This window comes from Bacillus sp. PS237 (genome assembly GCF_037963345.1).
GTDB classification, from domain to species: domain Bacteria; phylum Bacillota; class Bacilli; order Bacillales; family Bacillaceae; genus Bacillus; species Bacillus subtilis.
The window spans coordinates 3,324,475-3,346,359 of sequence record NZ_CP150156.1 but is presented as its reverse complement, the minus strand read 5'-3'; the positions used below and the strand labels follow the sequence as shown (position 1 = coordinate 3,346,359).

Sequence of the window (21,885 nt, the reverse complement as noted above, 5' to 3'; positions counted from 1 at the left end):
ATTTGCTCAGGTGTCTTTTTTATAAAATCACAATTTCTCCTGTTAGGAATCCGTTCGTTAAATATGCAAAAAACGTTTTTCAGTCTCTCCAGCATAAAAAAACTGATCGTGATGAGGATGCAGCTTAATATGAATGGCTCAAAGAAAATATCCGATATGATTCAAATTGAGCCGTTCCTTATAAATAAGCAAAAGAGCCGCGGGCAGGCGGCTCTTTTGTTTATTTAGTCAAGCTTTCCGTAATAAACTCCAGTTGTCCTTCTAATGAAATCGGGTCTGTGAAATAGAATCCGATCGGATCCATCTTGTATACATGGCCATTTTTAACGGCATTCAGGTTCTTCCAAATGGAGCTTTCAAAAACGCCGCCATCATCACCGCCTGATTGCCATGGGCCCGCGAAAATGTAATCTCCGGCGAAGTCAGGGAGCTTCTCTAATGAAATACTTGTATAACCTGGCCCCTGGTCAATGGCTTTTTCTTTTGTCAGCTTTGTAGCCTGCAGGCCGAGGTCTTTGTAAATGATGCTTCCGCCTCTTCCAAAGTCTTTACCAAATACGTAAATGTCTTTTCCGTTCGTTTGCATAATGGAAATGGTTTTGTCACCGACCGCTTTTTTGATTTTTGTTTTAGCGGCCGCAACTTTTTTATCCCACTTGGCCAGCCATTTTTCAGCTTTATCTTCAGTTCCCGTCATTTTTGCAAATTCTTTCAGCTGTTCGATGTTGTCGAGCTTATCGTATTTTACTGCGACAGTCGGCGCAATTTTTTCAAGCTTTTTAATATCAGCGCCCTGTGTTGTCCAGACGATAATCAGGTCAGGGTTCAAATCAATGACCTTTTCAACCGAAGTGCCGTCTCCGATGTTTTCGACGCCGTTGGTTTTTCCTTTGTAGTAAGGGTTTTTAAATACATTCTCAGGCGCACCTACAACGTTGATGCCGAGTGTTTTGAAGTAGCCGTAATAGCCGTCTGCCATGACAACCACCCGTTTAGGATGCTTCGGGATTTTTACATTTCCGTTTTCAGCCTTGTATGTAAAGGTTTCTGCGCCTTTTGAATCAGAGGCAGAACCTTTGCTTTCTGAGTTATTCCCGCAGGCTGCCAGCGCTGCAATCAATAACAGGGCAAAAAACGCGGCTCCGAGTTTCTTGTATATATGGGTCATATCTCATACCTTCTTTCTAAAAGATAGATGAAAAAGAGAATCATTATCATCTGTGATTATACCACTGCAAGTGCCGGTTGACACGATATTTTTGCAAATGCATTTTCATTTTTGTTCAAAACACTCTATTAAATCAGCTGAAAAAAGTGATATACTGAAACAGCAATTGATAATCATTATCAGTAACAGAAAGGAAGTACGGCAGTTGAGTCAACATAAAAATATACGGACTGCATCAGAAGAAATCCAATGGACGTCAAGGACATATGGCGCGGTCATCGTCCTTATCGCAGGTCTATGCCTGCTTTGCCTTGGCGCATTTTTATCCATATCCCTAGGTGCAGCGGATATTCATTTGCGCACTGTATGGGAGGCCATTTTTCATTATCAGCCGACAAAGACATCTCACCAAATTATACATGATCTTCGGCTTCCGAGAACGGCGGCTGCCGCGCTTGTAGGCGCATTGTTGGCAGTGTCGGGAGCAATCATGCAGGGGATGACGAGAAACCCTTTGGCAGAGCCTTCGATTATGGGTGTGACATCAGGCTCTGCGTTTGCGGTTTCGATTGCGTTTGCCTTTTTTCCCGGACTTTCTGCAATGGGGCTTGTGCTATGGTCCTTTGCGGGAGCGGGGCTGGGGGCATCGACGGTAATGGGCATAGGCATGTTTTCAAGGGGCGGACTTACGCCTGTAAAGCTTGCTCTGGCGGGTACGGCAGTTACTTATTTCTTTACCGGCATTTCAACTGCCATTGCAATCCGCTTTGATGTCGCTCAGGATATCAGCTTTTGGTACGCAGGCGGGGTAGCGGGTGTGAAATGGTCGGGGGTCCAGCTTTTGCTTATTGCAGGGGCTGTCGGTTTAACGCTCGCGTTTTTCATCGCCCGGTCTGTTACAGTGTTAAGTCTCGGTGACGATCTGGCAAAAGGGCTTGGACAATATACATCAGCGGTGAAACTGGTTGGCATGCTTATTGTAGTAATTCTGACCGGAGCTGCGGTTTCCATTGCCGGCACCATTGCATTTATCGGGCTGATCATTCCGCATATTACCCGTTTTTTGGTCGGTGTGGATTATCGGTGGATCATTCCTTGCTCGGCGGTGCTCGGTGCTGTTTTGCTTGTTTTTGCTGACATAGCGGCCAGACTCGTAAATGCGCCCTTTGAAACGCCTGTCGGCGCGCTGACTTCTCTTATCGGCGTTCCCTTTTTCTTTTATTTGGCACGTCGTGAAAGGAGAGGGCTGTAATGAAAACAAAAACAAACAAACCGCTCATTGTAATGGCTGTGACCTTTTTGCTTATCGTGGTGGTCTTTTTTATCAGTCTCAATTTGGGCGTTATCAAAATTGCACCGCTTAAAACGCTTCAGGTCTTTTTCGGCCAAGGAACGGCGCGTGATGAACTTGTCTTATTTGAGTTCAGGCTGCCCCGGATCATCCTTTCTTTGCTTGTTGGAGCAGGGATCTCCGTAGCTGGAGCCATTTTGCAAAGCGTGTCTCAAAATGAACTTGCCGAGCCTGGTATTCTCGGAATTAACGCCGGCGGTTCACTTGCTGTAGTGCTTTTTATATACTTTTTTCAAGGGTCAGCTTCAGATCTTAGCTTTTTCGGAACATTTATGCTGCCGTTCAGTGCTTTGGCAGGAGCAATCCTCGCTGCGTTTCTCATTTATATTCTGGCATGGAAAAAAGGCGTGACACCGATTCGGCTGATTTTAGTCGGCATAGGGGTGAATGCCGGATTCAACGCCCTGTTGCTGATTTTTCAGCTCAAGATGGACCCTCATGATTTTATGCAAGCCGCGGTTTGGATATCCGGCTCAATATGGGGGGCGAACTGGAATATGATCTGGGCGATTCTCCCTTGGATTGTGATCTTGCTTCTGTTTACTTTATATAAGGCACGCTATTTGAACATTATGCAGCTCGGAGACCAATTGGCGACCGGGCTGGGCACCGCTGTTGAAAAGGAAAGACGGATTCTTCTTCTGGCAGCGGTCACTCTTGCCGCTTCATGCGTGGCAGCTGCGGGGGGCATTGCGTTTCTCGGATTGATCGCGCCGCATGTGGCTAGAAGGCTGACCGGTCCACGTCACCAGACGCTGATACCGGTCTCCGCCTTCATCGGCTCATTCCTGTTTTTGCTTGCTGATACGCTGGCGAGAAATGTATTGGCACCATCAGAAATTCCGGTCGGACTTGTCATTTCCGTGCTAGGTGCGCCTTACTTTATTTATTTATTGATGAAAGCGAATTAGAGGAGGGGGCCGAATATGAATTCATTATCAACGGAACAGCTTGGAATCGGTTATGGCGACAGGGTGATTGTAGAGGATTTAAATATATCGATTCCTAAAGGGAAAATTACCACCTTAATTGGCCCGAACGGCTGCGGGAAATCAACGATTTTAAAAACAATGTCCAGAATTATGCGTTCACATGCAGGTGCCGTCTATTTAAACGGCAAAGCGATTCATAAAATGTCTACAAAGGACATTGCAAAAGATATGGCGATTCTTCCACAGACACCTGAAGCGCCGAGCGGCCTAACAGTGCACGAATTGGTGTCGTACGGCAGGTTTCCGCATCAATCAGGATTCGGCAGATTAAATGACGAAGACCGCCGGATTATCAAATGGGCGCTTGAAGAAACAGGCATGGCTGAATATGCTGAACGGCCGATTGAGGCATTGTCAGGCGGACAGCGTCAACGTGTGTGGATTGCCATGGCGCTTGCGCAAGGGACGGAACTGCTTCTGCTGGATGAACCTACAACGTATCTTGATCTTGCACATCAGCTTGAAATTCTGCAGCTGCTTGACAGACTCAACAAAGAGCAAGGGCGGACGATTTTAATGGTCATTCATGATCTTAACCATGCAGCTCGTTTTTCTCATTATATGATCGCGCTCAAAAAAGGCACGGTCATCAAGGAAGGAACTGCTCTGGAGGTCATGACACCAGACATTTTGAAGCAGGTATTTCAGATTGATGCCGAAATCGTGACTGATCCCCGTACAAATAAACCTGTATGCTTGACATATGACTTGATTAAAAATGAAAAAGAGCTAGTTACTGTATGAAAAAATCCCGGTTTGAAGCCGGGATTTTTTTTATTCGGCTTTGAAAATACAATTTTTCTATTTGATTCCGTCATTTCAATAAAAGGATTGCAAGTCTTTTTGAATTAATAGATAATATTGGTTAGAATGTTTCGAAAATATTACATAGTTTACAGAAAGAGGAGATCGTTGTGTCCAAGAAGAAAAAATGGCTTATTGGCGGTGCGATATGTGCCGGTGTGCTTGTATTGGCTGGGATCGGCGCTGGCGGTTTTTACTTTTTTACTCACATGAACCAAGTTGCCGTATCATCGGAGCCCTATGCTGAATCGGTCGCGGTATACATGGGAGGAGATTCAGAATCAGGCCAAACGTTTTCTGGAAAGGTTGAACCTGAGAAACAGCAGAAAGTATACATAGATTCAGAAAAAGGCAGCATTAAAAAAACATACGTCAAAGAAGGCGATCAGGTTAAAAAGGGCGATAAGCTTTTTGAGTATGAGGGCGAGGATCATTCTGATGAAGTGGAGCAAGCCAATTTGCAAATTGAAATGACAAATCTGCAAATCAACCGTTTGCAAAAATCAATAACGGAAACGGAAAAAAAGCTGAAAGTTGCAGGAAAAGAAGAGAAAAACCAGCTTCAAGATGAACTTGATCAAACCAATTTCGATTTGAAAACAAGCCAGCTTGAACTGAAGCAGCATCAAAAAGAACTGGCTGGCCTGACGAAAAACAAAGGTTCCAATGTCATTACAAGCAAGCATGACGGAATCGTTCAAAGCGTCAATCAGGATATCGCTGACGGTGCAACAGGCGACCAGGCAGCAGGCCCGTATATCCAGATTGTTTCGACAGGCAAATATCTGGTCAAAAGCCAAATCAATGAGCTGTTAATGGACACGATCAAAAAAGGCAGCAAAGTCAGGGTCACGCTGAAAACAGGCGGTGAGGGCGAGTGGAAAGGAAAGGTCACCTCGATCGGCAAGCTTCCAGCGGGAGCAGGCGAGGGTGAAGAATCAGAAAGCTTTGCTGATGAAGAAATGAATCCCCAGTCCTCTAACTATCCTTTCACCATTTTATTAGACAGCCATAAAGGTCTTGAAGTCGGCTATCATGTCAACATCGAAGTGATGAGTGATAATGCTGATGCGGACACGATCAAGCTGCCGTCCGACATGGTCATTCAGGATGACGGCGAACCGTACGTATGGAAAGCTGATGAGAATCACAAAGCGGTTAAGCAGCCTGTTGAAATCGGAGAGACTGATGAAAATGACATGGTGGAAATTAAGAGCGGCCTGACGCCGGAAGATTATGTGATCTATCCTGATCCCGCGGTCAAGGAAGGAAAGCAGGTTACAGTCAATGCTGACACTGAATAATATTTCGAAGTCGTACAAGCTGGGAAAAGAAGAAGTTCCAATCTTGAAACATATCAATCTGACCGTTCAGGCGGGGGAGTTTTTAGCTATTATGGGGCCTTCCGGTTCTGGAAAGTCAACGTTAATGAATATTATCGGCTGTTTGGACAGGCCAACCTCAGGAACCTATACGCTTGACCAGATCGATATATTGAAAGGGAAAGACGGGGCTTTAGCCGAAATTCGCAATGAATCAATCGGGTTTGTGTTTCAAACTTTTCATTTGCTGCCGCGTCTCACCGCGCTGCAAAATGTCGAGCTGCCGATGATCTACAATAAAGTGAAGAAAAAAGAGAGAAGGCAACGGGCATATGAAGCGCTGGAAAAAGTCGGATTAAAAGACAGGGTCTCCTACAAACCGCCTAAGCTGTCCGGCGGCCAAAAGCAGCGGGTGGCGATAGCGAGGGCCCTTGTCAATCAGCCGAGGTTTATTTTAGCTGATGAACCGACCGGGGCGCTTGATACCAAATCAAGTGAACAAATTTTGGCACTGTTTTCTGAACTGCATCGGGAAGGCAAGACCATTATTATGATAACCCACGACCCGGACGTCGCCAAAAAAGCTGACAGAACCGTTTTTATCAGAGACGGAGAGTTGGTATTAGATGAGAGAGGGGATATCAGCCATGCTTGAACATATTCGAATCTCCTTTCAATCCATTTTCTCTCATAAATTAAGATCGATTCTGACAATGCTTGGCGTCATTATCGGCATAGCGGCAATCATCGCGATTGTTTCAATGCTGAAGGGCCAAAGTGAGCAGTTAAAGCAAAGTATGATCGGCATGGGAAACAACGCCATCAATGTTGTCTACCAGCCGTCTGGCGGAGAAGAGGAGAGCGGCGGCCCTCAGGTGTCGTATGCGTCCGCGCCGCCTGTAGCGGAAGAAACAGTAAAGGCGATCAAATCAGATCCGATGGTCAAAGGATTATCCTTATATTACTTGTCAGAAGGCGCGAGCGTTTTTCATTTAACTAACGTTTCGTATCCCCAAGTGTATGGAGTGGACGATGATTACTTCGACATGTTTCCAATCCGAATAACCGAAGGGAGAAAGCTGACGGAAAACGATTTAAACAGCACACACCAAGTAGTGATGATCAATGAAGCTGTCAGAGATGAACTGTTTCCAGACGGAGAAGCTCTGCATAAAAGCATTGAGATGAATGGTGTGCCGTTTAAGGTCGTGGGTGTTTTTAAAGAAAAAAATCAACAGGAAAGCATGTTTGAAGGCGACTATGCGAACCCGGTTTTGTACGTGCCGAAAAAAGTGTGGCCGCTTATTGAAGGATTTGACGCGCCAACGCAGATTGCCGTGCAGGCTGATTCTTCTGAGCATATCCAAGAAGCGGGTGTAATGGCTGCAGATCTTTTAAATCAGGGACTGTCAGAAGCTGAGCTGGAAAAAGCAGAGTACAGTGTAATGGATCTTCAGGAGATCGCGCAGGAAGTGGAGTCCTTTAATCAGTCATTTGCATTGCTGCTTGGCGGTATCGCCAGTATTTCACTTTTGGTGGGCGGTATCGGCGTCATGAACATTATGCTCGTTTCCGTAACGGAGCGCACGAGGGAAATCGGAATTAAGAAAGCGCTCGGTGCTAAGCGGCGTGTGATTTTATTTCAATTTTTAACCGAGGCTGTCGTGCTGACAAGCATTGGCGGAATACTCGGTGTGCTGGCGGGCTTCGGCATCGCCAAGCTGCTGACGGTCATTTTTCCGATGCCTTTTATCGTCTCCATTCCAGCTGTTGTCGGAGCACTCATCTTTTCAATGGCAGTCGGCATTATCTTCGGCTTGCTTCCGTCTATCAAGGCTTCGAAGCTTCAGCCTGTAGACGCGCTTCGCTATGAATAAAAAGAACGCATCCAATTGGAATGCGTTCTTTTTTTAGCTGGGAAGAGCCGAGTTGCATTTGTCTAAAATCAAAAAAACGGCTGCGACAATCATTTCTTCTGTGGTGGACAGCCAGATGTCGCTGATCAATTGGTCTGTTGTATGAGCAGTCATCCACAAAAACAGCAGCTGTACGATGCCAGCAAGGAGAATGAATAGACGTTTTCCTGTCTTGAAAAATGTAAAGCTATGTATCATCAGCCGTTCAAATGGTTCAAAGCATAATCCGAGAACAAGGAATACCACGGCAAAAAGCAGGACATGAGCTGCTGAGCGGTAGCTCGTTCCCGCTAAAGAAAACAATATATAGATGACAGCAAAATAGGTCAACACCACTGCTGCTGCGGCCAGCAAGTACTTTATGGAGAGCCGCAATAAGCGTTTTGAAGGGTTTTGATGTTTCACTGGTTCAGCTCCTTATGAAGGCTTGCAGAGAACGAGTGCTCTCTGCAAGCCGCAAGTCTTTTATTTACTGCATTTCTTTTTCACTACTGGGTGCTTTTCTTTTGAAAGCACATCAGTAAAGTCTTTGCCCAAGTCAAGGTGCGCTTGAACAAATGTTTCAGGAAGCATGGCAAGCCATTGGTTTAAAGATACATCAGCATAATGGTCGTCTTTGAAGATTTCTAAAAAGACAAGCGGTTCATCCCCGATGTTTTCAACGTAATGACCCATTGCAAATGGTACATATCCGACATCACCGGCTTGGTAATTAAACGTTCTGGCATGGCCGTCAGATGCAAAAACGGTCATTCTAGCTTTACCGGAGATGTAGTATTGCCATTCGTGGGTATTCGGGTGCCAGTGCAGTTCTCTCATGGCGCCGGGTTCTACTGTTACGAGCGCTGATGCGATGGTTTTAGACACTTTGAAGTTTGTCGAATCTGCAATGTATACTTTTCCTCCCTCAGATTCGATCGGCTCTTGTTCAAGAAGGCGGTAAGTAAATGGATAAGGCACTTCGCCATTCGGCCCTTCCACAATATCATCTTTTAAACTGCCAGGAAGTTGGTTTTCAAATATATATTTTTCTTTGCCAGGCAAATTGGAAATCTCTTCTTTTGTCACGCCGAAGTTCGCAGCAATGACTTCTTTTGGAGTGTGGGCCAGCCAATCTGTCAGCTGGAACGTGCTGTTTTCAGAGAATGATCCATCGTCAAACACGAGCAGGAACTCAGCTCCCTCCTCCAGCGCTTGGATGGAGTGCGGCAGGCCTGACGGGAAGTACCAAAGGTCTCCTTCACCTACATCGTCAATAAAGCTGCGCCCTTTTTCATCTACAATTGTGACTCTTGCACTTCCGTAAATCATATAAGCCCATTCAGCTTCTTTATGCCAGTGAAGCTCGCGAATCGCGCCTGGCTTCAGCCGCATATTTACGGATGCAAGGTTTTCTGAAATCGGCAATTCACGTACTGTCACTTCCCGGGCATATCCGCCTTTTTCTAATCGGTTATGAGTATCAGAGAATGAAAACTTCATATTGCTGACGGTGCCATGATCGGTTTCAGGCGGAACGAGCATATCAGGGTTTTGCCGGTCTCTTTCAATATTGCGCGGGATTTTTACCGTTGCTCCTTTGTCTCCTCTAATTGGCTGCGGAATGTCATTTTGTTTTTTCATGAAATGTTTCCTCCTTACATTTAAATGTGATAGCAGAAAGAGAAGGTGAAAGGCCTTTCGTTTTCCCTTCTGTTTTGTTAAGTGAAAAAAACCAGTGAAAAGTCAACTTCGATTGAAAAATTATTTTTTTGCATGATCTTTCAGTTCTGTCATTAGTTCTATTAGTTGATCAAACTTCTTTTCGAATCGGGTCAGCAGATACATTGCAATCAGCGCGGGAAACCCCAAATTGCCGATCTGTTTTACGACTTCCTCTATAAAAACCTGATCCATAGGAAAATACCTCCCTTCTTTTTCTGCAGTCATGTATGTAAGTGAGGAAAACCGATAAAACGTAAACTGCTGCAAAGTATTTTGGAAGACACTAGGCGGAAAGTAGTAGTTTACTTTTTTTTGCTTTCCTTCATTTAATTTAGTAGGGAGGCGGTTTGATGGACTATCAAAGTCTTTTACGGTCAAAATGTAAGGAGATAATGAAGCATCCCATCGTGAAGCATTTTTTGAGCAATCCTCAGCATTACCGTTTGTTCAAAAACGTAATGGAAAGCCCTAACGAAAAAGATGCAAGATCATTGGACGAGCTATTTAAGCAATTTTATAAAGAAATCCGCATCGTCAAGTATATGAATTCAATGATTCGCATCTTTTCTATTGATTTTGATAAGCGGGTTCGCAAAAACCAAAAACGGTATCCACTGACGGTTGATCATCCGGAGGCGGGAGATCGGCTTTCTTCCGAAACAGGTAGCGATGCATTTGAAGAATTTTTAGACAGGCAGGATGATTTGAGCCAGCATGTACAGGATTACCAGCTCTACCAAGCGATCCAGAAGCTGACTGACAAACAAAAAAGTGTGCTGACGAAAGTCTATCTTCACGGTGCCACGATGCAGGAGATTGCAGATTCATTAGGGGAGTCCCGACAAAACATCTCCAACATTCATAAAAAGGGGCTGGAGAATATCAGAAAGCAGTTAGCGGCGCAAAAAAAGGGGGAAAAGTAAGCTGTGGACGGCCAGTTTGAACAAAAAAAGAAACAAAAAGACGAGACTTATGACATTGAGCACCTGATTGCATGCTTTTCACCGATGATCAGAAAAAAACTCAGCAATACGTCCTATCAAGAAAGAGAAGATTTAGAGCAAGAGCTGAAGATCAAAATGTTTGAAAAGGCTGATATGCTTTTATGTCAGGATGTACCGGGGTTTTGGGAGTTTATTTTGTACATGGTAGATGAGAACTCATAATATTTTCATATGAAAAAACATCAAAAGGGAGCGCTTGTTTGCTCCTTTTTTGCTGTTTTGATTTGCCAAGGCTCCAATGTATTCAAAAATGTACCATAAATAAACGATATAATGATAAGATGAAAAAAACAGTGACAGAAAGGAACATAAAAGTGGAAAATGCGTCAATTTTAATCGTAGACGATGAGAAAGCGATTGTGGACATGATCAAACGCGTTCTCGAAAAAGAAGGTTATCGAAATATACTGGATGCGGCAAGCGCAGAAGAAGCGATTCCCGTTGTGAAGGCCAATAAGGTTGACTTGATTGTGCTGGATGTCATGATGGGCGGAATGTCCGGTTTTGAAGCCTGCACATTGATCAGAGAGTATTCAGACGCTCCGATTTTTTTCCTGACGGCAAGATCATCCGACGCGGACAAATTATCGGGCTTTGCGGTTGGAGCTGATGACTATATCACAAAACCATTTAATCCGCTGGAATTAGCGGCGCGGATCAGAGCGCATCTCAAGCGTACATATCAATCGAAAGAAACGAGTTCAAATCAAACCTACACATATGATTACTTTACTTTTTCTCCGCAAAATGCCGAGTTGATCGTAGGCGGGGAAGCCGTTGCCTGTTCAGCCCAGCTTCTGCAGCTTTTGCAGTATTTTTGTGAACACCCTAACGTGGTGCTTTCCAAAGATCAAATATATGAAAAAGTATGGGGCTATCCTTCCTACGGTGACAACAACACCGTCATGGTTCATATTCGCAAGCTTAGGGAGAAGATTGAGCGCGATCCGAGCAATCCGGAGTATATTGTAACCGTTCGAGGTCTCGGCTATCGTTTTATCCCAAATCCTGAAGGCAAGCGGTCATGAGGTTAAGATGGAAGTTTTTGTTTCACTTTTTCGGCCAGATGCTGATTGTGATCCTGCTGCTTACGGTTATGCTTGTTGCATCGTTTTTCTATTTAGACGCCCGTTTTAGCGATGCGGAATCCAATTCAGGGCTGACGAAAGCAACGACCGACACACTTGAGGCATATCTCGATGTAAACGAAGACGGGACATGGGAAGTGGATAATTTCCTGAAGAAATCTGTTGATAAACAGCACGGCTGGATGCAAATCATTGATTCGGAAGGAAACACTGATTATTCCTACGGCGTGCCAAAAGACGTGCCGGGCACCTATACCAAGAAAGAGCTTTTGTCTATTTATAAAACCAAAAAGCTTCATAACTATAAACTGAATTATTGGGCCATCAATATTGAAGATAAGTCGTATCTTCTATTGTCCGGCTGGAAATCAAAAAGTGAACAGCTCCTGACTTCCGTTGAAAAGCGTGAACAAAAGATAGACTCACTAGCGCACTATAAGTCTAGTACCATCGACTATATTAAACGGAAAAAAGGCGCCATTTACCTGTTAGACAGCAATGGAAAGATTCTCGACAGCATCAACAGCACAAAAAGCGAGAGAAAAACGATGAACCAGCTGGAGCTGCTTAAATACAGCTCTAAGCCTTGGAACTATAAGCGGGAAATTTCCGTTAAGATCCTCAATAAAGACAGATGGATGGTCGCTACGGTGCCGAACCCAGTCTATGTAACCGATCAGGAGTTTAACAAATCATTCCTGAAGGTTGTATTAAAAGCGATGTTTCTCGTGATGGCCGTTTTGTTCATGTATATCATTTGGATGACCGTTTGGTATATGTTCCGATTCGGGCTGCCGATTTTTCACACGATTAGATGGCTGGTCAATCTGTCAAAAGGGAAGCTTGAGGAGCCCAGAAACCGGGAAGGCCGTCCTGTCAGCAAAAATAAAAAGGGAAAAATCAAACAGCCGTACCGCTTCTTCGGTGAGATATTTGAATCAATGGATCAGCTGACTGAAACGCTGAGAAGGGATAAAAGAAACAGAGAAAAAATCCAGGCGACAAGGGAAGAATGGATTGCCGGTTTGTCACATGACTTAAAAACACCGCTCAGCAGCATTTACGGCTACAGCATGATGCTCGAGTCGAAGCAGTATGACTGGTCGCCGGAAGAAGTGAAAGAAATGGGGCAGGTTGTCAGAGAAAAATCTGAATACATGTCTAAGCTGATTGAAGACTTAAATTTAACGTATCGCCTGAAAAATGATGCTCTTCCTATTGAGAGAAAGCTCACTAGCCTTATCCCGTTTTTTAAAAATGTCATTGAGGATTTTAAGAAAAATCCGTTTTCTGAAGGCTATGATATCTCGTTTGTATCCAAAGAAGAGCATATTGAATTTGCCCTTGATGAAGCGTGGTTCAGGCGCATATTAGAAAACCTCCTTGGGAATGCCGTGAAGCACAACGGCAAAGGAACAGAGATTCAAGTCATTCTGGAGCAAACAAAAAATCATATTTCTTTAAAAGTGAAGGACAATGGGAAAGGAATGGATGAAGAAACGATCACCCATTTGTTTAACCGCTACTACAGAGGGACGAACACAAAAGATTCAACTGCCGGAACGGGTCTCGGGCTCGCGATTGCCAAGGAGCTTGTCCATCTGCATAACGGAACGATCCATGTGAACAGCAGAACGAACATTGGAACGGTCATTACCATCCTTTTTAAAAAACAATAAACATCAAGTGGTTTGGACACCTCTTTGCCGGGAATAACAATATATAGACTGAAGCTAAAGAGGTGTAACACATGGATGCAGTATTGGAAGCAGACACTCGGGCAGTGATTGGTGAAGGCCCGTTATGGGATGAAGAGAACGGCCGCTTATATTGGGTTGATATCCTGGGGAGCGAGCTCCACATCTTTGACCCTGAAGAAAAAATCAACCGATCAATCAAATTCAAATCCTTTGTGACGGCGCTTGCGAAATATTCAAAGGATGAACTGATTATGACGATGAAGGACGGGTTTTACCTGTATCATCTTCGGGATGACAGCTTGGAAAAAATTAAACAGCCGAAGGACATGCATGAGAGCCTGAGATTTAATGATGCTAAATGTGACCCGTACGGAAGGCTTTGGGCGGGGACGACGAGCATGGAAGGCGAGCAAAAACAGGCGTCGCTGTACCGTTTGAATCTAGACGGCAGTCTTGTCAAAATCAAGGATCAAGTCTCCACCTCAAACGGTTTGGATTGGGACCGCGAGCGGAATTTGATGTATTACATCGACACGCCGACCCAGGAGATTGTACGTTACAGCTATGATCCTCAAAGCGGAGATGTTTCGAATCCAGAACCTGTCTATCGTTTTGATCAGTCAGACGGATTGCCGGACGGCATGACAATTGACCAAAATGGCATGCTGTGGGTGGCGCTGTTTGGCGGCAGCCGCGTTGTTCACATTGACCCGTTTCAGAAAAAAGAAATCAATTCAATCAGCGTGCCGGCTAAATATGTCACGTGCTGCGCGTTCGGCGGCAGAGACTTAAAAACCCTTTACATTACAACGGCAACAGAACAAATGACAGAAAAAGAGAGATACGAGCAGCCTCACGCTGGAGGGTTGTTTTCAGCACAACTGGAAACAGGCGGATATCAGCCGGTACCATTTGCTGGAGACGTATAAAAAAAACGCATCCGAAACACGGATGCGTTTTTTTATACTACAGAGAACGGATAATGCCGCCTTCCACACGCTGTGCCGTGCCGTTAATGGCGGATGCGGCGTCAGACGCGAGGAATACGATTGTGTTGGCGACTTCTTCTGCTGTCGCGTATCGCTGAATAAGTGAGGTTGGCTCATTGACCTTGAAATAGTCTTTGATAAATGTATCTGTATCCTGTCCGGCTGCTTGTGCGGCGCCTTCCATATAGGAGGCCACGCCCTCTGTCCAAGTAGGTCCCGGGAGCACTGAGTTGACCGTCACATTTGTGCCTTTTGTCATTTCAGCCATTCCTCTTGAAAGGCTGATCAGTGCCGTTTTTGTCATTGAGTATGGAATCATCGTTGGCAGCGGTTTGACGCCTGCTTCACTTGCAATATTTAAAATGCGGCCGCTGTTTTTGGCAAGCATTTTTGGAAGGAAGTGACGGCTTGTCCGAACGGCGCTCATCACGTTCACTTCGAAATATTGATTCCACTCTTCATCTGTCACATCGGCGAAGTCTTTTACCTCGAAGAAACCAAGGTTGTTGACAAGGATATCGATATCACCGATTTCATTTACTTTTTCGATAAAAGCCGCTGCTTCATCTGTTTTTGACAAATCGGCAGCAGCACCGTGCACTGTTCCATAGCCAGAAAGCTCTTCAATGGTGCGATCGACAGTCTCCTGTTTGCGTCCGTTGACAATGACTGCCGCACCCTCTTGCAGAAAGCTTTTTGCGGCGGCTTTCCCGATACCGGACGTCGAGCCGGTGATTAAGACGAGTTTTTCTTTTAGCTGTAAATCCATAAGAATCATTCCTTTTGATAGATGATGGTATTAAGTATACAAGATCAAATTTAGTGTTTACGAGGATTTTGCTTCCATACACAATATGGGGAAAAGTCATTCAGGACACATATACAAGCCTGTCAGTCATATAGTATAATTACTCCGAAAAACGGATACGAATGTCAAATAGGTGCCGGTCCGTGAACAACAGCCGGCTTAAAAGGGAAACCGGTAAAAGCCGGTGCGGTCCCGCCACTGTAATTGGCCAAGCGCCAAGAGCCAGGATACCTGCCTGTTTGATCAGCACGAATTCTGCGAGGACAGATGATGTGTAAACAATAGGCTTTTTTGTGTTGTTTACAGCATCTTTACCGTCGTAGAGATGCTTTTTTAGTTCGTTTAGGAGGAAAAGATTATGAAAAAACGAGCCGGGATATGGGCTGCGCTTCTGTTGGCTGCTGTTATGCTGGCAGGCTGCGGCAATCCTGCGGATCAGAAGGATTCAAAGGCAAAACAAAAAACAGAAGTGTTCCCTGTCACCATTGATGATGCGTCAAACCAAGATGTAACCATCAAAAAAGAGCCAAAAAAGATTGTTTCATTAATGCCGAGCAACACAGAAATTACATACGCACTCGGCCTTGGTGACAAAGTGGTCGGTGTCACCACAAACGATACCTATCCAAAGGAAGTCAAAAAGGTTGAGAAAGTCGGAGATATGAATGTAAACGTTGAAAAAGTCATTTCTCTAAAACCAGATCTCGTTCTGGCCCATGAGTCTTCCATGTCAGCATCAGCGGATGCCATCAAACAGCTGAAGGACGCGGGCATTACAGTGCTGACTGTCAATGATGCACAATCATTCTCCGAGGTGTACAAATCAATCGAAATGATCGGAGAAGCTGGCGGGGCGGAGAAAAAAGCCGATCAGCTCGTGAAAAGCATGAAATCAGATCTAAAGGATATTCAAGAAAAAGCGAAAACCATTTCAAAAGACGAGGAGAAAAGCGTATTTATCGAGGTTTCTCCTGATCCTGACATTTATACAACCGGAAAAGATACGTTTATGAATGAAATGCTAAATGTCATCCATGCTAAAAACGCAGCTGCGGATCAGACAGGATGGGTGCAAATGACAGACGAGGCGATCGTAAAACTCAATCCTGATGCAATTGTTACAACGGACGGTGTGAAAGCGAAAGCTGTGGAAAAACGCGATGGCTGGAGCGAAATCAATGCTGTGAAACATCATCGTGTATATGATGTGGACCCTGATCTTGTGACACGTTCCGGTCCCCGTCTGATCGAAGGGGTCGAAGAACTTGCGGAAAGCATTTACCCGGATACGTTTAAGGAATAATCGTTATGCCGCATATATCATTGGTTTCTCATTTTTAGCCGTGAGCATCATCTTAGGAATTTCTTGCGGCAGCCTGCATATTCCTATTCCCGCTGTTTTTCGTGTCTTTTGGCATCAAGGTTTCGGCGGCTCTATCGGTTCTGATGATCCGATGTACACTAATATTATGATGAATATCAGACTGCCGAGAGTTGTGCTGGCCGCCCTTGTGGGGGCGGCTCTTTCTATTGCAGGGGCCGCTTTTCAAGGATTGTTGAAAAATCCGCTTGCTGATCCCTATACGCTAGGTGTGTCATCCGGTGCTTCAGTCGGAGCTGTTGTGACTCTGTTCTTAGGTTTGCACCTTCCTGTCATCGGAGGGTTTACACTCCCGGTTTTGAGTGTAGCCGCGGCACTGGCCACGATGGCGGCGGTCCTTTTCTTCAGCCGCCTCGTTCATGCTTCGATGTCTGTTTCCACCCTCATTTTGACCGGTGTCATCACCAACTCTTTTTTAGGCGCATTTATTTCTCTTATCATCGCCTTGACAGGAGACAACCTGCTTCCGATTGTGCATTGGCTGCTTGGCAGCGTCTCAATGAGGGGCTGGAGCTATGTTATTTTGTTTCTCCCGTTTTTTCTTTTGGGAACCATTTTATTGATTATAAACGGAAGGGAACTGAACGTGATGACATATGGAGAAGATAAAGCAAAGCTTCTTGGAGTCAGCGTTCAGCAGAGGAAGATGATGATTTTAATAGCCGGATCTCTTTTGACGGGAAGCGCTGTGGCAGTATCGGGTACGATTGGCTTTGTCGGCCTTGTGATTCCGCATATCACAAGGCTTTTGTGGGGAACGGACCATCGGCATTTACTGCCGTTGTCCGCCTTGCTTGGGGCAGGGTTTCTTGTTTTAGCCGATCTGCTTTCCAGAACCATCATTGAGCCGATTGAACTGCCGATCGGGATCATTACGTCCTTGGCGGGAGCGCCTGTGTTCGCTCTTATTTTAATTCGGCAGCATCGCGGGGGGAGAAGCTTATGATGAAGGCAGAAGGGCTGTCGGGAGGATACGGCGACAGCCGCCTAATCAACAATGTCAGCTTAACAGTGGAGAAGGGAGAATTTCTTGGAATTCTCGGCCCTAATGGAAGCGGAAAAACCACGCTTTTGCACTTGCTGACAGGTACGCTGCCGGCCAAGAAAGGCAGGGTTTATCTGGCCGGAAAACTGCTGGCGGACTATAAACCGAAGGAACTGGCGCAAATCATGGCTGTCCTGCCGCAAAAAATGGATCAAGCCTTCACCTTTACTGTCGAAGAAACTGTAGCCTTTGGCAGATATCCATTCCAAACGGGGCTGTTCAGACAGCAGACTGAAAAGGGTGAAGCCATTGTACAGGAAGCAATGGAGCAAACAGGAGTGGCCGATTTTGCGCAAAAGCCGATTCGCGAACTAAGCGGAGGGGAACAGCAGCGGGTGTATTTGGCACAAGCTTTGGCGCAGCAGCCGCGTATTTTATTTTTGGACGAGCCGACTAATTTTCTCGATCTGGCTTATCAAAAAGACCTGCTTGATCTGATCAAACGCCTGACGAGAGAAAGCGGATTGGCAGCTGTCAGCGTTTTTCATGATCTGAACACCGCAAGCCTGTACTGTGATGGGCTCATGTTTATGAAAAACGGTACCGCCGGGCCTAAGCAAAAACCGGAATATGCTGTTACAGAACAAAGCATAAAGGCGGTGTACGATACAGATGTCACCGCCTTGGTTCATCAAAGCTCACCTAAACCGATGATTGTGATTCAGCCTGAAAAAGATAGCGTGAAGCGGCAGTCTATCCCATTTGAAGCATTGCTCCAAGCGGGGCGTGATGACATTCTTCTGCAAACGGAAATCCCGCTTCGAACATTGTCCTCCACGCCTATCGGTGCAGGGTTTTCGTGGAGCAGGACGCTGATCCATAAACGGCTGCCAGATCAGCCAGATCCGATAGAAGGACTTACGGCCTGTCTTTCAGAAAGCGGTTTTCAACTGCAGGAGACGTGTGCGATGGCTTCTTCAGAAAGACTTGACCGTTTCGTGTATCGAACATATGAAGACGGAGAGTTATCCGTTTTCATATGCGTTCAGACCGGCTTTTCGATTTGGATTTTGATTAACGGCTATGCGGCAGATCAATTCTTCATCAAAGCTCTTATGGCTGCCGAAGCAGAACGGACGAAAGTGCTGGGAGACGGAGGAGGCACAGGTGATATTCTCATCGCCGCGACTCAAACTCAGCAATCAGAAAACATAGAACAGCGGCTGAACCAATTGATAAAGAAAGGGACAGCTGAATGTATAAAAGAGGCTGCTGAGTTGTTTGAATAAGTCTGTAAAGGAGATTCAGGGTATGAAACTATATACAAAAACAGGCGATAAGGGACAAACGGGCTTAGTCGGGGGCAGAACGGACAAGGACAGCCTACGCGTCGAAAGCTACGGCACGATTGACGAGCTTAACAGCTTTATCGGGCTTGCTTTGGCAGAGCTTTCCGGGCAGCCCGGCTTTGAAGATCTGACAGCCGAGCTGCTGACCATCCAGCATGAGCTGTTTGACTGCGGAGGCGATCTGGCAATCGTCACAGAAAGAAAAGACTATAAACTAACGGAAGAATCTGTTTCCTTTTTAGAAACGCGCATTGATGCCTATACAGCAGAAGCGCCGGAACTGAAGAAATTTATTCTTCCAGGCGGATCAAAGTGTGCTTCGCTTCTCCATATCGCACGCACCATTACAAGGCGGGCAGAACGAAGAGTGGTGGCGCTGATGAAATCGGAGGAGATTCATGAAACAGTGCTGCGTTATCTCAATCGTCTGTCCGATTATTTCTTTGCCGCCGCCCGGGTTGTGAATGCAAGAAGCGGTATTGGCGATGTAGAATATGAAAGAAGTGCCATTGTGTTTCGGGACCGAAACAGCAGCGAATCATAAAAAGTGAAAAGGAAAGCCGGCGTGTTCAAATACATGCCGGCTTTTTTTGTTTTTCACTCTGTCAATTTCCCATTTTACGACAAAAAATGAACCTTATGAATTATTGACTGAAAAATGGAAAAATGAGATATTGTAATAAATAGATGTAAAAAATAGGCAACGGGGGGCTCTGATGGATGGTGAATTTAATTGAAAGTGATAGCATCTGGAAGAGAAATTTCAATTATCTGTTTTTCTCAAGAATAGTCAAGATATCCGGCGATATGTTCGCATTTAATTCAATATTATGGTTTTTAATTTATGACGGCAAAGGTGCGATCGGCACTGCTTTATTGATTGCTGTCACGTTTTTGCCGGAAGCCGTTCTGGCGCCTGTGACGGGGCCTTTTATGAAACAGACCACGCTGAAATTTTGGATGTACTTTTCAGATCTGACAAGGGCGGCGATTGTTTTGATTATCCCTCTATGTCATTTTGCGGGCTTCTCTCCGCTGTGGTTTGTCATGACGCTTATGATTGTGCATTCAGCTACTGGAGCTGCCTACAATCCCGCCTCTATCGCTTTGATTCCTCAAATCGTCAATGAACAGGGCATTCAAAAAGCAAACGCTGTGCTGCAATCCTCCGCTCAAATTGTCCGGCTTGGGGCTGTCACATTATGCGGCGCTTTTCTTACATTTATTAGTCCTTCTTATACCATGCTTATCGCACTTGTGCTCTATTTGGTGTCAGGTTTTCTCGTTCTTTTTATTAAGTACACTGCGGTTGAATCTCAATCAGAGTCTGCGGTTGTTACACAGAGAGGCACATATATCGGAAGACTGAAACGCGGCTTTAGGCTCGTCAGAAAACACCAGATTTTATATCCGCTCGCCATTTACTGTATCTTTATGAATTTCGCGGCTGCCCCATGGGAAGCGCTCTCTGCCGTATACGTTGCGGAAGATTTAAACGGCCAGCCGATCGTATACTCGCTTTTAAAGGCCACCACCGCCGCGGGCGCGTTTTTATTAGGGTTTGTGCTGGCGAAAGTCAAGGTAAACAGGTACGGCTTGTTATTCGTCACTGCCGGCATTATTGAAGGATTTGCTTTCTTTATTACCGGGATGAATACCTTTTTGCCGCTCGTCTTTTTCGCTGCTTTTACCTTTGGTGCCGCAGTCAGTGCTGTTAATGTTCCTGAGTACACGATTATCCAGACGTCTGTGGATAGTGAGGATCAGCCGCAGGTTTACGCCGTTATACATATGATCTCAAATATTTCGATCCCTGCCGGAGCTGTCATTTGCGGGTATGCCGCTAATGCTTTCGGCTCAGGTAAAGTGATCGCTGTCGGTGGGATTGTCGAAATTATTGCGGGTATCGGAATCTTGCTGTTTACAAAATTGGCCAAAGCAGAAAGGTCCGACCTAATTAAAGAAAGGGAAGCAAGTGTTCATCTGTAAAGGGTTTTAAAACGCCATGCCTCGTGCATGGCGTTTTTTTGTGCCAATGGGTCCGGTGCGAGATACGACTCCGGTCTTATATAAAAATCAATCTCTGATTCGTTTTGCATATCTTCCAACTTGTATAAGATGAAGACAAGGAAAACGAAAGGAGGATCTGCATGAAAATAAACAAGAAAACAATAGGCGGATTCTTATTAATTGTATTTGGGATCTCCGTCTTTTTTGGAGGAGGAAGCTTCGGCTTTATCATCCCGCTCGCCATCGGGAGCTTGATGACATACGCAGGAATCAAAAGGTTTGCCGCGGGAAAAACCATCACGGGAATCATCGTGGGCGGTATCGGAGCCATTATGCTCATCTGCTCACTTCCGTTTGTCGTCGGAATCGCATTGGCGGCCGCTATGGTGTATTACGGCTGGAAGCTGATGAAAAACGGATCAGCTGATAACGGTGTATCATCTTTTGATCCTGAACCGGCTTCTGCTGCCTACCAATCTCACTTTGATGACGAATGGGAAGAATTTTTGAAGAAAAAATAATATCAATATATTAGGAGGAATCAGGTATGGTATTAAAAAGAATCAGAGACATGTTTGTTGCGTCAGTTCATGAAGGACTTGATAAAATGGAGAATCCAAAGGTGATGCTGAATCAATATGTACGCGATATGGAAAGCGACATCGCAAAAGCAAAGCAAACAATTGTGAAACAGCACACGATTGCCTATCAATTTAAGAAAAAATATGAAGAAGCCGCTGAAGTGGCTGGCAAACGGAAAAATCAGGCACAGCTCGCATTTGACGCAGGTGAAGAAGAACTGGCGAAAAAGGCGCTGACTGAAATGAAGTATTTAGAAGGGAAGGCGGCTGAGCATAAAGCTTCCTATGAACAGGCAAACAGTCAGCTGGCTGATCTGAAAGAGCAGCTGGCTGCACTTGAAACAAAGCTTCAGGACGTAAAGGATAAAAAACAGGCGCTGATTGCGCGGGCAAATGCGGCGAAAGCTAAAGAGCATATGAATACGACATTTGACAAAATTGACAGTGAAAGCGCGTATCGTGAATTTTTACGTATTGAAAATCGTATTGAAGAAATGGAAATCCGCGCGAATTATTCAAAGTCAGCGGAAGCCGGCACAGAACTTACACGTAAAGAATTCGCAGACGATGTGGAAGCGGAGATTGAAAAAATGCGGACACTTTCACTGCAAAAATCAGACCAGACAAAAGCGGCAAATGAATAAGCGGAACGGGGAAGGATTTGCGGTCAAGTCCTTCCCTTCCGCACGTATCAATTCGCAAGCTTTTCCTTTATAATAGAATGAATGAGAAG

At 45.2% G+C, this 21,885-nt stretch carries 23 protein-coding genes and 1 riboswitch; of the genes, 18 read left to right on the top strand and 5 right to left on the bottom strand.

Features of this window, described 5'->3' with window-relative positions:
• Positions 1 to 220: 220 nt before the first annotated feature.
• Positions 221 to 1,168, bottom strand: coding sequence for an iron-hydroxamate ABC transporter substrate-binding protein (locus NST22_RS17450; protein ID WP_003243220.1), 948 nt, complete (start codon positions 1,166 to 1,168; stop codon positions 221 to 223).
• A 205-nt stretch (positions 1,169 to 1,373) separates the two neighbouring features.
• Here NST22_RS17450 and NST22_RS17445 point away from each other — a divergent pair, with 205 nt between their 5' ends.
• From NST22_RS17445 to NST22_RS17420, 6 genes are all read left to right on the top strand, one after another.
• Positions 1,374 to 2,420, top strand: coding sequence for an iron ABC transporter permease (locus NST22_RS17445; protein WP_003244595.1), 1,047 nt, complete (start codon positions 1,374 to 1,376; stop codon positions 2,418 to 2,420).
• Positions 2,420 to 3,430 carry an iron chelate uptake ABC transporter family permease subunit gene (locus tag NST22_RS17440; protein WP_003244298.1) on the top strand — a complete coding sequence of 337 codons (1,011 nt, stop codon included), beginning with the start codon at positions 2,420 to 2,422 and terminating at the stop codon, positions 3,428 to 3,430. Before NST22_RS17445 ends, NST22_RS17440 begins: the two co-directional genes overlap by 1 nt.
• Positions 3,431 to 3,445: 15 nt before the next feature.
• Positions 3,446 to 4,255: an ABC transporter ATP-binding protein gene (locus NST22_RS17435; RefSeq protein WP_003243882.1), complete on the top strand. Its 810-nt coding sequence runs from the start codon at positions 3,446 to 3,448 to the stop codon at positions 4,253 to 4,255.
• A 170-nt stretch (positions 4,256 to 4,425) separates the two neighbouring features.
• On the top strand, positions 4,426 to 5,619 hold the full coding sequence (locus tag NST22_RS17430; RefSeq protein WP_003243035.1) for an efflux RND transporter periplasmic adaptor subunit: 1,194 nt from the start codon (positions 4,426 to 4,428) through the stop codon (positions 5,617 to 5,619).
• Positions 5,603 to 6,292: an ABC transporter ATP-binding protein gene (locus NST22_RS17425; protein ID WP_003242701.1), complete on the top strand. Its 690-nt coding sequence runs from the start codon at positions 5,603 to 5,605 to the stop codon at positions 6,290 to 6,292. The genes NST22_RS17430 and NST22_RS17425 overlap by 17 nt, the downstream gene beginning before the upstream one ends.
• On the top strand, positions 6,285 to 7,514 hold the full coding sequence (locus NST22_RS17420; RefSeq protein ID WP_003244568.1) for an ABC transporter permease: 1,230 nt from the start codon (positions 6,285 to 6,287) through the stop codon (positions 7,512 to 7,514). The genes NST22_RS17425 and NST22_RS17420 overlap by 8 nt, the downstream gene beginning before the upstream one ends.
• Before the next feature lie 33 nt (positions 7,515 to 7,547).
• Here the strand turns inward: NST22_RS17420 and rsiO are convergent, their stop codons facing one another.
• The 3 genes from rsiO to NST22_RS17405 form a co-directional block, all read right to left on the bottom strand.
• Positions 7,548 to 7,958: an acid stress-sensitive anti sigma factor RsiO gene (gene rsiO / locus NST22_RS17415; RefSeq protein ID WP_003243579.1), complete on the bottom strand. Its 411-nt coding sequence runs from the start codon at positions 7,956 to 7,958 to the stop codon at positions 7,548 to 7,550.
• Between the two features lie 60 nt (positions 7,959 to 8,018).
• Positions 8,019 to 9,176, bottom strand: a complete 1,158-nt coding sequence (gene oxdC, locus NST22_RS17410) for an oxalate decarboxylase (protein WP_003243476.1) — start codon at positions 9,174 to 9,176, stop codon at positions 8,019 to 8,021.
• A 120-nt stretch (positions 9,177 to 9,296) separates the two neighbouring features.
• Positions 9,297 to 9,449 (bottom strand): YvrJ family protein, encoded by a 153-nt coding sequence (locus NST22_RS17405; RefSeq protein ID WP_003244090.1) that lies wholly within the window; start codon positions 9,447 to 9,449, stop codon positions 9,297 to 9,299.
• 200 nt (positions 9,450 to 9,649) lie between these two features.
• Here NST22_RS17405 and sigO point away from each other — a divergent pair, with 200 nt between their 5' ends.
• From sigO to NST22_RS17380, 5 genes are all read left to right on the top strand, one after another.
• Positions 9,650 to 10,180 (top strand): RNA polymerase sigma factor SigO, encoded by a 531-nt coding sequence (sigO, locus tag NST22_RS17400; protein ID WP_003243707.1) that lies wholly within the window; start codon positions 9,650 to 9,652, stop codon positions 10,178 to 10,180.
• Between the two features lie 3 nt (positions 10,181 to 10,183).
• Positions 10,184 to 10,423: a sigma-O factor regulator RsoA gene (gene rsoA / locus NST22_RS17395; protein WP_003228484.1), complete on the top strand. Its 240-nt coding sequence runs from the start codon at positions 10,184 to 10,186 to the stop codon at positions 10,421 to 10,423.
• Positions 10,424 to 10,575: 152 nt separating this feature from the next.
• Positions 10,576 to 11,289 carry a two-component system response regulator YvrH gene (yvrH, locus tag NST22_RS17390; protein WP_003243545.1) on the top strand — a complete coding sequence of 238 codons (714 nt, stop codon included), beginning with the start codon at positions 10,576 to 10,578 and terminating at the stop codon, positions 11,287 to 11,289.
• Positions 11,286 to 13,028: a two-component system sensor histidine kinase YvrG gene (gene yvrG / locus NST22_RS17385; protein ID WP_003243980.1), complete on the top strand. Its 1,743-nt coding sequence runs from the start codon at positions 11,286 to 11,288 to the stop codon at positions 13,026 to 13,028. The genes yvrH and yvrG overlap by 4 nt, the downstream gene beginning before the upstream one ends.
• Before the next feature lie 71 nt (positions 13,029 to 13,099).
• Positions 13,100 to 13,978 (top strand): SMP-30/gluconolactonase/LRE family protein, encoded by an 879-nt coding sequence (locus NST22_RS17380; RefSeq protein ID WP_003228493.1) that lies wholly within the window; start codon positions 13,100 to 13,102, stop codon positions 13,976 to 13,978.
• Between the two features lie 37 nt (positions 13,979 to 14,015).
• Here the strand turns inward: NST22_RS17380 and NST22_RS17375 are convergent, their stop codons facing one another.
• The gene (locus tag NST22_RS17375; protein WP_003242985.1) at positions 14,016 to 14,807 is read right to left on the bottom strand and encodes an SDR family oxidoreductase; all 792 of its coding nucleotides are present in this window, start codon (positions 14,805 to 14,807) and stop codon (positions 14,016 to 14,018) included.
• A 153-nt stretch (positions 14,808 to 14,960) separates the two neighbouring features.
• Positions 14,961 to 15,100, top strand: a riboswitch (cobalamin riboswitch).
• Positions 15,101 to 15,204: 104 nt separating this feature from the next.
• On the opposite strand from NST22_RS17375, the gene NST22_RS17370 reads away from it, so the two are divergent.
• The 7 genes from NST22_RS17370 (at position 15,205) to NST22_RS17340 (ending at position 21,796) form a co-directional block, all read left to right on the top strand.
• Positions 15,205 to 16,149 carry an ABC transporter substrate-binding protein gene (locus tag NST22_RS17370; RefSeq protein WP_003243040.1) on the top strand — a complete coding sequence of 315 codons (945 nt, stop codon included), beginning with the start codon at positions 15,205 to 15,207 and terminating at the stop codon, positions 16,147 to 16,149.
• Positions 16,112 to 17,173 (top strand): iron ABC transporter permease, encoded by a 1,062-nt coding sequence (locus NST22_RS17365; protein WP_009968147.1) that lies wholly within the window; start codon positions 16,112 to 16,114, stop codon positions 17,171 to 17,173. Before NST22_RS17370 ends, NST22_RS17365 begins: the two co-directional genes overlap by 38 nt.
• Entirely contained in the window at positions 17,173 to 18,501 is a 1,329-nt protein-coding gene (locus NST22_RS17360; RefSeq protein WP_010886611.1) for an ATP-binding cassette domain-containing protein, read from the top strand. The genes NST22_RS17365 and NST22_RS17360 overlap by 1 nt, the downstream gene beginning before the upstream one ends.
• 22 nt (positions 18,502 to 18,523) lie before the next feature.
• Complete coding sequence (locus NST22_RS17355; protein WP_003228501.1) at positions 18,524 to 19,105, top strand: cob(I)yrinic acid a,c-diamide adenosyltransferase; 582 nt, start codon at positions 18,524 to 18,526, stop codon at positions 19,103 to 19,105.
• Between the two features lie 176 nt (positions 19,106 to 19,281).
• On the top strand, positions 19,282 to 20,550 hold the full coding sequence (locus NST22_RS17350) for an MFS transporter (RefSeq protein ID WP_003244338.1): 1,269 nt from the start codon (positions 19,282 to 19,284) through the stop codon (positions 20,548 to 20,550).
• A gap of 161 nt (positions 20,551 to 20,711) precedes the next feature.
• Entirely contained in the window at positions 20,712 to 21,092 is a 381-nt protein-coding gene (liaI, locus tag NST22_RS17345) for a cell envelope stress-induced membrane anchor protein LiaI (protein WP_003243447.1), read from the top strand.
• A gap of 26 nt (positions 21,093 to 21,118) precedes the next feature.
• A complete protein-coding gene (locus tag NST22_RS17340) occupies positions 21,119 to 21,796 on the top strand; it encodes a PspA/IM30 family protein (RefSeq protein ID WP_003243047.1) in 678 nt (225 codons plus the stop codon).
• Positions 21,797 to 21,885 lie beyond the last annotated feature (89 nt).